At 67.8% G+C, this 11,980-nt stretch carries 14 protein-coding genes; 10 read left to right on the top strand and 4 right to left on the bottom strand.

Features of this window, described 5'->3' with window-relative positions; genetic code table 11:
* The 3 genes from BLQ73_RS17685 to BLQ73_RS17675 all read left to right on the top strand — a co-directional run.
* Window positions 1-354 (top strand): DNA-directed RNA polymerase subunit beta (locus tag BLQ73_RS17685; protein ID WP_476712865.1); only part of this gene is annotated, 354 nt, incomplete at its 5' end.
* Window positions 355-751: 397 nt separating this feature from the next.
* The gene (locus tag BLQ73_RS17680) at window positions 752-2,170 is read left to right on the top strand and encodes a S28 family serine protease (protein WP_093171557.1); all 1,419 of its coding nucleotides are present in this window, start codon (window positions 752-754) and stop codon (window positions 2,168-2,170) included.
* Between the two features lie 127 nt (window positions 2,171-2,297).
* The gene (locus BLQ73_RS17675) at window positions 2,298-2,852 is read left to right on the top strand and encodes a DJ-1/PfpI family protein (RefSeq protein WP_093171556.1); all 555 of its coding nucleotides are present in this window, start codon (window positions 2,298-2,300) and stop codon (window positions 2,850-2,852) included.
* Between the two features lie 169 nt (window positions 2,853-3,021).
* Here the strand turns inward: BLQ73_RS17675 and BLQ73_RS17670 are convergent, their stop codons facing one another.
* A complete protein-coding gene (locus BLQ73_RS17670) occupies window positions 3,022-3,624 on the bottom strand; it encodes a helix-turn-helix domain-containing protein (protein WP_093171555.1) in 603 nt (200 codons plus the stop codon).
* An 89-nt stretch (window positions 3,625-3,713) separates the two neighbouring features.
* On the opposite strand from BLQ73_RS17670, the gene BLQ73_RS17665 reads away from it, so the two are divergent.
* The 3 genes from BLQ73_RS17665 to BLQ73_RS17655 all read left to right on the top strand — a co-directional run bounded on the left by BLQ73_RS17665 (window position 3,714) and on the right by BLQ73_RS17655 (window position 7,010).
* Window positions 3,714-4,772: an NAD(P)/FAD-dependent oxidoreductase gene (locus BLQ73_RS17665; protein ID WP_093171577.1), complete on the top strand. Its 1,059-nt coding sequence runs from the start codon at window positions 3,714-3,716 to the stop codon at window positions 4,770-4,772.
* A gap of 187 nt (window positions 4,773-4,959) precedes the next feature.
* Window positions 4,960-6,363 carry an MFS transporter gene (locus BLQ73_RS17660; protein ID WP_218125909.1) on the top strand — a complete coding sequence of 468 codons (1,404 nt, stop codon included), beginning with the start codon at window positions 4,960-4,962 and terminating at the stop codon, window positions 6,361-6,363.
* Between the two features lie 50 nt (window positions 6,364-6,413).
* Complete coding sequence (locus BLQ73_RS17655; RefSeq protein ID WP_093171553.1) at window positions 6,414-7,010, top strand: class I SAM-dependent methyltransferase; 597 nt, start codon at window positions 6,414-6,416, stop codon at window positions 7,008-7,010.
* On the opposite strand, the gene BLQ73_RS17650 is transcribed toward BLQ73_RS17655, so the two are convergent.
* Together BLQ73_RS17650 and BLQ73_RS17645 are read right to left on the bottom strand one after the other, a co-directional pair.
* Window positions 7,002-7,178, bottom strand: coding sequence for an NADAR domain-containing protein (locus tag BLQ73_RS17650; protein WP_093171552.1), 177 nt, complete (start codon window positions 7,176-7,178; stop codon window positions 7,002-7,004). The two genes, BLQ73_RS17655 and BLQ73_RS17650, sit on opposite strands and share 9 nt — an antisense overlap.
* Before the next feature lie 15 nt (window positions 7,179-7,193).
* Window positions 7,194-8,123 (bottom strand): NADP-dependent oxidoreductase, encoded by a 930-nt coding sequence (locus BLQ73_RS17645; RefSeq protein ID WP_093171551.1) that lies wholly within the window; start codon window positions 8,121-8,123, stop codon window positions 7,194-7,196.
* A gap of 50 nt (window positions 8,124-8,173) precedes the next feature.
* On the opposite strand from BLQ73_RS17645, the gene BLQ73_RS17640 reads away from it, so the two are divergent.
* Window positions 8,174-8,800 (top strand): TetR/AcrR family transcriptional regulator, encoded by a 627-nt coding sequence (locus BLQ73_RS17640; protein ID WP_275936296.1) that lies wholly within the window; start codon window positions 8,174-8,176, stop codon window positions 8,798-8,800.
* A 73-nt stretch (window positions 8,801-8,873) separates the two neighbouring features.
* On the opposite strand, the gene BLQ73_RS17635 is transcribed toward BLQ73_RS17640, so the two are convergent.
* The gene (locus BLQ73_RS17635) at window positions 8,874-9,443 is read right to left on the bottom strand and encodes a riboflavin biosynthesis intermediates N-glycosidase (RefSeq protein ID WP_218125908.1); all 570 of its coding nucleotides are present in this window, start codon (window positions 9,441-9,443) and stop codon (window positions 8,874-8,876) included.
* A 209-nt stretch (window positions 9,444-9,652) separates the two neighbouring features.
* Here BLQ73_RS17635 and BLQ73_RS31435 point away from each other — a divergent pair, with 209 nt between their 5' ends.
* From BLQ73_RS31435 to serS, 3 genes are all read left to right on the top strand, one after another.
* A complete protein-coding gene (locus BLQ73_RS31435) occupies window positions 9,653-10,003 on the top strand; it encodes a protein kinase family protein (RefSeq protein WP_176955518.1) in 351 nt (116 codons plus the stop codon).
* Window positions 10,000-10,614, top strand: coding sequence for a histidine phosphatase family protein (locus BLQ73_RS17630; protein ID WP_176955517.1), 615 nt, complete (start codon window positions 10,000-10,002; stop codon window positions 10,612-10,614). Before BLQ73_RS31435 ends, BLQ73_RS17630 begins: the two co-directional genes overlap by 4 nt.
* Window positions 10,615-10,679: 65 nt before the next feature.
* Window positions 10,680-11,972, top strand: coding sequence for a serine--tRNA ligase (gene serS, locus BLQ73_RS17625; RefSeq protein ID WP_093171547.1), 1,293 nt, complete (start codon window positions 10,680-10,682; stop codon window positions 11,970-11,972).
* Window positions 11,973-11,980 lie beyond the last annotated feature (8 nt).

Raw genomic sequence — 11,980 nt, 5'->3', positions numbered from 1 at the left:
AAGGCCCAGTTCGGCGGCCAGCGCTTCGGTGAGATGGAGGTGTGGGCGCTGGAGGCGTACGGCGCCGCCTACGCCCTGCAGGAGCTGCTGACCATCAAGTCCGACGACGTCCTCGGGCGCGTGAAGGTATACGAGGCGATCGTCAAGGGCGAGAACATCCCCGAGCCGGGCATCCCCGAGTCCTTCAAGGTCCTCATCAAGGAGATGCAGTCGCTCTGCCTCAACGTCGAGGTCCTGTCCAGCGATGGCATGTCCATCGAGATGCGGGACACCGACGAGGACGTCTTCCGCGCGGCGGAGGAGCTCGGCATCGACCTGTCGCGGCGCGAGCCGAGCAGCGTCGAAGAAGTCTGACCGTCCCCATGCGCGACCCGCGGGTGTCGGCCCGCGACGGGGCAGAACTCGCGGGTCCGCGGAATGGCCGGGCTCGGTGTGAGGAACGGGTGTCGGCACCATAGGTCCCGACACCGCATGCGGCTGCGGACATGGCCGCGAATTGAACGGGGGCCGGGGTCTTTCGGCCGTGGAAGAAGTTTGCGCTGAACCGCTTCCAGGGCGAGCGCTGAATCTTTATCTCTGACGCCCGAATTTGGTGGTTCGTGGCTAAGTCGCGGCTATCGCCCGAATCGGCGAGGATGAGTGAACAGTATTGGAACGAGGTAAAACTCTTTCTTCACAGAAGGCTCTTAACCGGATAATGATCTCGTTGTAGCGTCGTGCGCCATAAGCCCCCCACAAGGAGACGCAAACCATGCGATTCCGCTCACTGGCCGCACTGGCGTCATCAACCGCCGTCGCGACATCGCTTATCTTCGCCCCTTCCCCCGCCCAGGCGCGGACCGCCGCGTCCGCGGTGGCGCAGGACGACCTGCTGGACAGGCTCAAAGCCATCCCCGGGCTGACGGTGGTGTCGGAGTCCCAGCCCGTCGGCTATAGGTTCTTCGTGCTGACCTACGACCAACCGGTCGACCACCGGGACCCGAGCGCGGGGACCTACCAGCAGCGGATCACGCTGCTGCATCGCAGCGCGGACGCCCCCGTCGTGCTCTACACCGGGGGATACGGCCTGGCCGCCACCCCCGCGCCCTCCCGCACGGAGCCGACACGGCTGCTCGACGCCAACCAGATCTCCGTGGAACACCGGTTCTTCCGGCCCTCCCGCCCCGCCGAACCGGCCGACTGGCGGAAACTGACGATCTGGCAGGAGGCCACCGACGAGCACCGCATCGTCCAGGCGTTCAAGACGGTCTACACCGGCAAGTGGATCCAGACCGGCGCCAGCAAGGGCGGCATGACGTCGGTCTACCACCGGCGCTTCTACCCCGGCGACGTGGACGGCGTGGTGGCGTACGTCGCGCCGAACGACCGGATCAACCACCACGACCGCGCCTACGACAGGTTCTTCGCCACGGTCGGCGACGCCGCATGCCGTACGGCGCTGGACGAGGTCCAGCGGGAGGCGCTGAAGCGGCGCGACCGGCTGGTGCCGATGCTGGAGGCGGACGCCGCGCGCAACGGCTGGACCTTCACGAAGACGCTGGGCACCGCGGACCGGGCGTTCGAGATGGCGATCCTGGACACGGTGTGGGCCTTCTGGCAGTACCTCGGCACATCCGACTGCGCCACGGTGCCGCCGGCGAGCGCCACCGACCAGGACCTTTACGCTTGGATCGACAGAGTCGTCTCCTTCGGGTTCTACACCGACCAGGAACTCGACTACTACGCGCCGTACTACTACCAGGCGGCCACCCAATTGGGGTGGGCCGACCTCGCGTTCAAGCATCTGCGTGGCCTGACCCGCCATCCCGGCCTCTACCAGCCCAACGCGGTGCTGCCCGCCGAGCTGCGCTCCTGGCACGACCCGCGGCCGATGCTGGACGTGGACCACTGGGTGCGCACGCGTGCGCAGCAGATGATGTTCGTCGACGGCGAGAACGACCCATGGGGAGCGGAGCCCTTCACACCGAGCATGCGGGACTCCTACCGCTATGTCGCCCCCGGGGCCAACCACGGGGCCAACATCTCCCGCCTGAGCCCGGCCGACCGGGACGCGGCCACGGCGACACTGCGCCGCTGGGCCGGCGTGTCGGCGACCGCCCAGGAGGCCCAGAAAGCGGCCGGGATCCCCGACGACGACATGCTGCAGGACCGCCGCCGTTCCATGCCCTGAGATCCCGGGAAACGCGCAGGTGTAGGGCACTTCGCACCGGGAAGGGCAGTCCCTTGTACGGCACGGGCGCAGCCCGACCGGACAGCCGGACATCTCAGGCCGATACGCGAATCGCGGAGGTTGCACGATGGCTAAAGTGCTGATCGTCACGGGGGACGCTGCGGAGGATCTTGAGGTTTTTTACCCTTACCAGCGCCTGCTGGAAGAGGGCTACGAGGTGGACATCGCCGCCCCCAAGGCCAAAAAACTCCAGTTCGTCGTGCATGACTTCGTCGAAGGGTTCGACACCTACACCGAAAAGCCGGGCCACACCTGGCCGGCCGACCTGGCCTTCGCCGACGTCGACGCCACGCAGTACACCGCCCTCGTCGTGCCCGGGGGCCGCGCCCCCGAATACATCCGGGGCGACCGGCACCTCCAGGAGATCGTCAGACATTTCGCCGGGTCGGGCAAGCCCATCGCGGCCCTATGCCACGGCCCCCTCGTCCTGGCCGCGGCCGGAGTCCTCAAAGGCCGGGAAAGCAGCGCCTACCCGGCCTGCGCCGTAGACGTCGAGAACGCCAGCGGCACCTGGGTCGACAGCGAGGCCCATGTCGACGGCACCCTCGTCACCGGCCGCGCCTGGCCCGACCACCCGGCCTGGATGCGCGCATTCCTCAAGGTGCTGCGCGCCGCGGCCTAGCCGCCGGCGGGTGGCTTCTTGGTCACCGACCCGAGCCAGAGCAGGTTTCCGGCTCGGGTCACCGACGGCCTGTGGGTACACCTATGTCAGTGAGGTGCCGTCTCTCCTCCACGGAGAGGCGGCGTTTCGCGTTTCCAGGAGAAGGCCGGGAGATGATCAGGTTGCGGGCTCAGAGAGGATGAGGGTCGCCGGGGCGGTAGCGGGCTTTGATGTGGACGCGTTCGCCCTGGGGGCCGAGGATGCTGAGGAATTCCACGGGGTGTTCGTCGGCGTTGCCGAACCAGTGCGGGAGGTGGGTGTCGAACTCGGCGACTTCGCCTTCGGTGAGGATGAAGTCCTTGTCGCCGAGGACGACGCGGAGGCGTCCGCGCAGGACGTACAGCCAGTGATAGCCCTCGTGTGAGCGGGGGTCGGGTTCGCGGCCGTCGGTCAGGCCGGCGGGCAGGATGTGCTTGAACGCCTGCAGCCCGCCGGGTTTGCGGGTCAGTGGGACGACGGTCATGCCGTTGCGGGTGAAGGGCTGCGGATACACCCGCGGGTCGAGCTCGGCCGGAGCGCCGATCAGCTCGTCGACCGGCACCCGGTAGGCCCTGGCCAGGGGCAGCAGGAGTTCGAGGCCCGGCCTGCGGTGGCCGGACTCCAGCCGGGACAGGGTGCTGATCGGGATGCCGGTGGTCTCGGACAGGGCGGTCAGGGTGACGCCGTGGCGGCGGCGCAGCTCGCGCAGTCGGGGTCCGACCGCGGCCAGCACGGCGACGAGGTCGTCGTTCATACCTTCACCCTGCCCGCGTTTTGCATTTTCCGCAAAGAACTTTGTCGAAATGCCGCAATGGGGGGACCTTGGCGTCGGAGGTGGTCACGATGAGTCGAGATTCCCAGATCAGCAGCGTTGATCAGTACGACGTGGTGGTGGTCGGCGGAGGCCCCGCGGGCTTGAGCGCGGCGCTCATACTCGGCCGTGCCCGCAGGTCGGTGCTGGTGATCGATGGCGGTCGGCCCCGGAACGCGTCGGCGGCTCATATGCATGGCTTTCTTTCCCGTGACGGTGCTCCGCCCGGTGACCTGCTGGAGGCAGGGCGTCGCGAGGTGGCCGGCTACGGCGGTACCGTACTGCAGGGCCGGGCGCTGTCGGCCGCGCGGGACGGCGACGGCTTCGCGATCGAGATCGACTCCGGTCGCAGAGTGCGGGCGCGGCGGCTGCTGGTCGCTGCCGGAGTCACCGACGAACTGCCCGACGTGCCAGGGGTTGCGTCACGCTGGGGACGGGACGTGGTGCACTGCCCCTACTGCCACGGGTGGGAGATCCGCGACGAGCCGATCGGTGTCCTGGCCACGGGCCCGCTGGGGGTGCGGCAGGCCCTGCTGTTCCGGCAGTGGAGCGACCGGCTGACCCTGCTGCTGCACACCGCCCCCCGCCCCACCGCAGAGCAGGCCGAGCAGCTGGCCGCGCGTCGGATCAGGGTGGTGACCGGTGAGGTGACCGGTCTGGACGTCGCCAAGGACCGCCTGAGCGGTGTTCGCCTGCGAACCGGCGAGCTCATCCCGCTGCGGGCGCTGGCCGTGGCGCCCCGGCCTGTCCCGCGCGCGGAAGTCCTGACCTCGCTGGGCCTTGCGCCCGCCCCGCATCCGAGCGGGTTCGGCGCATACATCGCCGCCGACCCGACCGGTCTCACCTCGATGCCGGGCGTGTGGGTCGCGGGCAACCTTGCCGACCCGAACGCGAACGTCCTCGGATCGGCAGCCTCCGGCTCGATGGCCGCGGGAGCGATCAACGCCGACCTCATGGCCGAGGACCTCCACCACGCGGTGCAGGCCCACAACCATCCCTTCTCATCCGAATCCGAGGCCCGCGTCTGCGAGAAAGTCGTGAGCGACCGGCGTCACGGCCTGGATCCGGTCGTCCGGGAGAGCGCCGAGTAAGCGCCGGCCCGAAGGAATCATCGGGCAGCCCGGCAAGCAGGGTGCTGCCCGCCGCCGGCCGCTGAGTCCCGTCACCGATACCCCATACCCAGACAGGAAAACTATGAGTGAATCAACCGTTACTGACCGCGCTCGTGTGGGCAGTGCGGATCCGTCCGGGTCCCGCCCCTGGTGGATGCTGGCCGTTTTGAGCCTGACCCAGCTCATGCTGGTGCTCGATACCACCGTGATGAACGTCGCGCTGCCCTCTGTCCAGGCCGATCTGGGCTTCACCAGCGGCGATCGGCACTGGGTGGTGACGGCTTACGCGCTCGTCTTCGGTGGCGTGCTGCTGGCCGGGGGCCGCTTGAGCGACATCCTCGGCCGCAAGCGCATGCTGCTGCTGGCAACGACCGGATTCGTCCTGGCCTCGGTGCTCGGCGGTCTCGCGAACGGCTTCGTCATGCTGGTCATCGCACGTGCTCTGCAGGGCTTCTTCGGCGCCCTGCTGGCACCGGCCACGCTGTCGCTCATGGCCACCACCTTTGTCGGCCGGACTCGTGGCAAGGCGTTCGGCATCTTCAGCGCCGTCTCCAGCAGCGGTAGCGCGGTCGGGCTGCTGCTCGGCGGCCTGCTGACCGAGTATCTGGACTGGCGCTGGTGCCTGTTGGTCAACGTGGTAATCGGCGCGGCGCTCCTCGCGGCCGCCGCGGTACTGGTGCCCGCGCAAGCCGCCGCATCCACCCGCCCGCGTCTGGATGTGCCCGGCGTCATTACATCCGTGCTCGGTGTCCTCGCCCTGGTGTACGGCTGCTCGGCAGCGGAACGCGACGGGTGGACGAGTCCGGTCACCTTGGGGTTGCTCACTTTGGGCCTGGTGCTCATCGGACTCTTCGTGTGGGTCGAGACCCGCGTCCCTCAGCCCCTGCTGCCTATGAGGGTCGTTCTCGACCGCAACCGGGGCGGTGCCTATCTGATGGTCGCGATCGCCGGCATCGGGATGTTCGGCGTCTTCCTGTTCCTCGCCTACCATCTGCAGGAAGTGCTCGCCTTCACACCGCTCATGACCGGGCTGGCGTTCCTGCCGATGGTCCTATCGCTGGTGGTGATGGCGATCGTGGCCGGCGGCATCCTGCTGCCCCGCACCGGTCCACGCGCCATCGTCGTCGGCGGCTTCCTCCTCACCGCGCTGGGAACGTCCCTCTTCACAAACCTCACTGTGCACAGCGGATACGCCGCCGGTATCCTTCCCGGTCTGCTGATCACCGGCGCCGGCTTCGGCCTGATCTTCGGACCGGCGATGAACCTCGCCACCGACCGGGTGGACCCGGCTGACGCCGGCGCCGCCTCCGCCCTGGTCAACGCCGGACAACAAGTCGGCGCCGCCATCGGAACCGCCCTGCTCAACACCGTCGCGGTCAGCGCCATGTCGAGCTACCTCGCCGACCACCCTGACGTCTCCGGCCAGGCATCCGTACACGGCAACACCGTCGCCTTCTGGGTCACCGTGGCGGTGTTCATCCTCGGCGCCCTCGTGTGCGGCCTCATCGTCCGGCCAGGACGCCAGATGGGGCCTACGAACGGCGCAGCCACGCCGGCAGCAGCAATCTGAGGACACCCCACGTGACCGCCGCCACGAAGCCAACGAGAGGACGGAGTGCCATGGACGCCCGGCATTGGGATGAGATGTATCGCAGCCGCGACCAGGTATTCAGCGGCAACCCCAACGAAGTGCTCGTCACCGAGACCAACGACCTGCCACCGGGCCGAGCGCTCGACGTCGGATGCGGTGAAGGCGCCGACACGCTCTGGCTGGCCCGGCGCGGCTGGCAGGTCACCGCGGTCGACATCTCCGAGGTCGCTCTGCAACGTGCCGCCGCTGCTGCCGTCGACGTCGAGGGGCGCGTGGCGTGGGCACGGGCCGACCTCACCACCACGCCGCCCCAGGCGGGTGTCTTCGACCTGGTGTCCATCCACTACTTCCCGCTCCTGCGCGGGCCGGGCCACGCCTCACTGCGCGGCCTGCTCGATGCCGTCGCCCCCGGCGGCACGCTGCTCTTCGCCACCCACGCTCTCGCGGACTTGGCCCCACGTCATGACTTCGACCCCGCCGACTACTACCAGCCCGACGACATCGCCCAACTCCTCGGCCCCACCTGGAACATCCTGATCAACGAGATCCGCCCCCGCACAGCGCCGACCCCCGCCGGCACACATCACACCCACAACGCCGTGCTGCGAGCACTACGCCTACCGTGATCCGGCGCCCCCCTCCACGAGAGCGAAACCGAGAAGATTGGCGCCGAGCCGCGCCGAGGGGGAGAAGGCGCGGGGATCGGAGGCGGTGAGGCCGATGCCCCAGATGCGGTCCCGGGGGCTCGCCTCGACCAGCCCCCGCCGACCTCGTCTTCGCCGATCTCCCGGCATTGCCCTGGTGGGGCGCTAGAGGGTGAGTACGATTTTTCCCCGGGCGTGGCCGGTCTCGCTCAACTGGTGCGCCGCGGCTGCGTTCTCGATGGTGAAGGCGGCCGCGACCGGCACGGTGAAGCGGCCCTGCTGTGCGAGGGCGGAGGCCGCGGCGAGCCCTTCGAGCGCCTGCGGGTCCGCTCCGGGGCCCGCCGAGCGTGACATGTGGACTCCGTACTTCGCGGCGTTCAGGTCGGCGACGGTCACCACCCGGTCCGGGCTTCCGGCGACTTCCACCAGATCGGGCAGCGAACCGGATCCGGCGCAGTCCAGGACGACGTCGACTCCGTCCGGTGCCAGGGCGGTGACCCGCTCGCCCAACCCGGCGCCGTAGGTGGTCGGGGTCGCCCCCAGCTCCGCGACGAACTCATGGTTGCGTGCGCCGGCCGTACCGATGACGGTCGCGCCGCGGGCCACCGCGAGCTGGATGGCGACCGTGCCGACCCCGCCGGCCGCGCCCTCGATCAGCAGGGTCATGCCGGGGCCGACCTTCAGCCGGTCGAGGACGCGCGTGGCGGTCTCGACGTTCGCGGCCGCGCCGCCGGCCTGCTCCCAGCTCAGCGCGTCCGGCTTCGGCTCCCAGGCCGCCAGGACGGCGTACTCGGCGTTCGCGCCGCCGAGTTCCGCGATATCGACGACGCCGAAGACCGCGTCGCCCGGCCGGATACCGGTGACTCCCGCGCCGACCTCATCGACCACACCTGCGGCATCCACGCCGAGCACGTGGGGCAGGGGCAGCGGTGCCACGTCGCGGAGCCGGCCCGAGCGCAGGGAGCAGTCGGCGGGAGTGACGCCCGAGGCCCGTACGGCCACCCGGATGCGGCCCGGTCCCGCGTGTGGTTCAGGTACGTCGGCGACCTCAAGGACGCTTGTGGGACCGTACTCGGCGAATGTCAGTGCTCTCATGGCGTCGGACGCTATCGGAACACCCCGTCCGTTTAGCTAAAGTGAGAGCGGTGACGATCCGTTTGCCTCACTCCCTGCGCTCCGATGCCCGGGACAACCGCGAGCGCATCCTCGCAGCGGCCCGCACGATGTTCGCCGAGCAGGGGCTGGACGTGGCGATGCGCGAAATCGCGCGGCGTGCCGAGGTCGGCCCCGCGACCCTCTACAGGCACTTTCCGACCAAAGAGGCGCTGGTCACCGACGTCTTCACCGAGCAGATGGCGGCCTGCACCGCCATCGTCGACGAGGGGCTGGCCGATCCGGATCCATGGCGCGGCTTCTGTCGGGTGATCGAGCGGGTGTGTGAACTGCACGCACTGGACCGGGGCTTCACCGCGGCGTTCCTCTCGGCCTTCCCCCGTGCGATCGACTTCGCCGCGGACCGGGAGCGGGCGCTGGGCAAGGTCGCCGAACTCGCCCGCCGGGCCAAGGCGGGGGGCAAGCTGCGCCCGGACTTCGTCCTGGACGACCTGATCATGGTGCTCATGGCCAACGGCGGCATCCGGACCACCTCGCCGGCCGCCGCAGTGGCCGCCTCGCGGCGCTTCGCCGCACTGCTGATCCAGGGCATGCGGGCCGAGCCGGCCGTCCCGCTGCTGCCCCCGGCGGTCCGCCTGCCGCTGTCGATTGTGACTTAGCGCCCAAGGAAACGATCTAGCCCGCAGATCAGGAATCTACCTTCCCACCGGCCGCCGCGGCAGCAGACGGGTTTCAGCACGCGTCTACGGACAGCAAATGCCCACGGGCCTCCATGAGGGCGAAGCCAAGGAGGTTGGTGCCCAGCCAGGTGGAGGGGGAGGCGGCGCGCGGGTCGGATGCGGTGAGGCCGATGCCCCACACGCGGTCTTTGGGGCTGGCCTCGACCAGCACGCGGTGGCGGGTGCCGAAAAGGTATTCCTTCAGCGCGGGGTGCTGCCCGAATTTGGCGATATTGCCGCGCACGACGATCGTACGGCGGTGCGCCGCCCAGACGGCCTCGTCGAAGTCGCGCACCTCGCGTCCCAGCGCTTTGGCCTCGCCGGGGTGCCGGGCGGTGAGAACGCGTTCGGCGGTTTCCTCGTCGTCGAACAGCCATGCCTTGTGGGTCATCATGTAATGCTCGGCGGAGGCGAAGGCATGCCCGTTGTCGGTGAATTCCACGGGCCACCACTGGCTGAGGCAGCTCTGGTTGATCTCCCCGTTCCTGGCCGGCTGATGGCCCCAGAAATAGAGGTAGCGCAGGGGGTGGCCGGCCTCTTCGGCGGCGATGGCCTCGTCGAGGGTGCGGGGTAGGTGGAACACCGTCACACGGTGGCATAACCCGGTGCGTGCGGCCAGTGGATATTCGCGGGGGAAAGGGAACCGGTGCCGGCGTGTGAGGGATGGGCCTCTCACGCCCCTTCGAAGCCCGGCTACTCGACGAGGGCGAGATCCCTGCACAGGCAGGTGATGGGGGGCAGTGGTGGTCCTCGGGAAGGCGCCTACGCAGGTTTCAACTTGGCCTTGATGCGATGCGCGGTCTGCGTATGGGGGAGCGTCGGTCGGTGCTTCTTCATGCCGATCTTTACCGGGAGAACATTCTCTTCGACAACGCTCGGGGGGTGGTCTTCATCGATCCGCTTCCGATGGTTGGGGACCCTGTGTTCGACTGGGCCTTCTGGACCGTGTACTACGACCTCGAGCGTGATCCTGTGGACCGTTTGAAGCTCGCAAATCAGGCCAGCGGGATCAGCTCGGGGGAACTGGTGCCCTGGTGTCTGACCCTTTGCCTGGATGGGCTGCTCTATTACCGCCAGGTTGGGGATTCGCGTCTGGGGCGGATGAGAGACGTCATGGCCGCCATGGCGAAAGAGGTGCGGTGATCAGCTATCTCGTACGGCATGGCCGGACTGGCTACAGCGCCACCTATCGGCTCAATGGCGATCCGGGTGTTCCTGTCGGTCTTGACAGTGTGGGGCGTCAGCAGTGTCGGATTCCGGTCACCGGAATCAGCAGGGTGGCCTTCTGCCTCACCAGCGGTTTTCTCCGGGCACGTCAGTCGGCCGAGCTCATGCTCAGCGAGAGCCGAGTCCCGATCGCGGTGGATACGCGGCTCAATGAGCTGGACTACGGAGACTTCGAGGGGAAGGCATTCTCGGACTACGCGCACTGGTTGGCACGCGAGGGCTCCGGGCGCCGGCCTCCAGGAAGCGTCGAGTCTCAGCGGGAAGGCATCCGGCGGATACTCAGCGGTTTGCGCGCGGCCCCTTTGTGCCCTGGCCCGCGCCTCATCGTTACCCACGGCCTTGCGGTCTCAGTACTGCGGTGGTGTCAGGCTAGTCCGTCCACTTCGCTTACTGACTTATTCTTTCCTGAAGCGCCTTATGTGACCGCTTTGGGTATTTTTGATGATGAATTGGTTGAGATCGCCGATCAGCGCATCGCGGAGATCGATCTGCAGTCTCGTCAGATCCCAGGACAGCCGGCGTTCTGATCGGGTGACCGTGAGGGAATTGCTACCTTCGGGATTACGATACGTCGAAGAAGAAGAGGACTCTCATGCATGATCCCCGCGCCCTGCTGGAGATGGGCGCCGAAGCTGTCCGCCGTCTCGCCCGACGCGGCTACACCCTGGACCTCGACCGGTTGGAGGAACTCTCATCCCGGCGGAACAAGAGGGTTCAGGCGGCTGACCAACTGCGTGCCGAGTCCAACCGTGTTGCCCACGAGGTTCCGAAGGTCGTCCGTTCCGGGGGTGACGCCTCTGAGTTGAAAGAGCGTGCTCGACAACTCAAGGAACAGATCCGCGACGCCGAGGCCGAGCAGGAACAGCTCCAGGCCGACCTGCGTGACTTCCTGCTGGGAATCCCGAACCTCCCCCTCGATGCCGTGCCGGACGGCGACTCGGAAGACTTCGCGGTCGAGATCCGTCGGCATGGCACTCCCACGTCGTTCTCCTTCGAACCCAAGGACCACGTGGATCTCGGTGAGGCCATGGGGATCCTCGACTTCGGGCGGGCGACCAAGCTGTCAGGGCCACGGTTCAGCGTCGCCAAGGGCGCGGGAGCCGCTCTTGAGCGCGGCCTGGCCACCTTCTTTCTCGACCTGCACACCCGCCACCACGGCTACACCGAATGCTCGGTGCCCAACCTGGTGACCCCCGAGACGATGACCGGTACCGGCCAGCTCCCCAAGTTTGAGGAGGACCTGTTCAAGACCGGTGTCGGGTCGCGACAGCTTTACCTGATCCCCACAGCCGAGGTGCCTCTCACGAACCTGCACGCCGACGAGATCATTGATGCCTCCGCGCTACCGATCGCCTACACAGCTCACACGCCCTGCTATCGCTCTGAGGCGGGCTCCTATGGTCGTGACACTCGAGGTATTCTCCGCCTTCACCAGTTCGCCAAGGTAGAGCTTGTTCGGGTCTGCGAGGCCGAGAAGTCCCAGACAGAGCTGGAGAAGATGCTCTCCCACGCCGAAGCCTGTTTGAAGGAGCTTGGCCTGCCCTACCGGGTGATCATGCTCGCCGCCGGTGACATGGGATTCTCTGCACAGGTCACCTACGACATCGAAGTCTGGTTGCCCTCCCAACAGCGCTACCGGGAGATCTCCTCCTGCTCCGACTGCGGCACCTTCCAAGCCCGCCGTGCCGCCATTCGGGTCCGCGACAAGGCAGGCAAGAAGTCTTTCGCTGCCACGCTGAATGGATCCGGTCTGCCCATTGGGCGCACCTTGGCTGCCGTGATGGAGCAATACCAGCAGCAGGACGGTTCGATCCTCGTACCGGACGTTCTCGTGCCCTACGTGGGTTTCAAAGCGATCGGCCCCGACGGCGCACCCCGCGCGTGATGCTCGTA

The organism is Sinosporangium album (assembly GCF_900100605.1).
Taxonomy (GTDB): Bacteria; Actinomycetota; Actinomycetes; order Streptosporangiales; family Streptosporangiaceae; genus Sinosporangium; species Sinosporangium album.
Note: the sequence above shows the minus strand (reverse complement) of the source record. Positions and strands in the feature narration are given on the sequence as shown.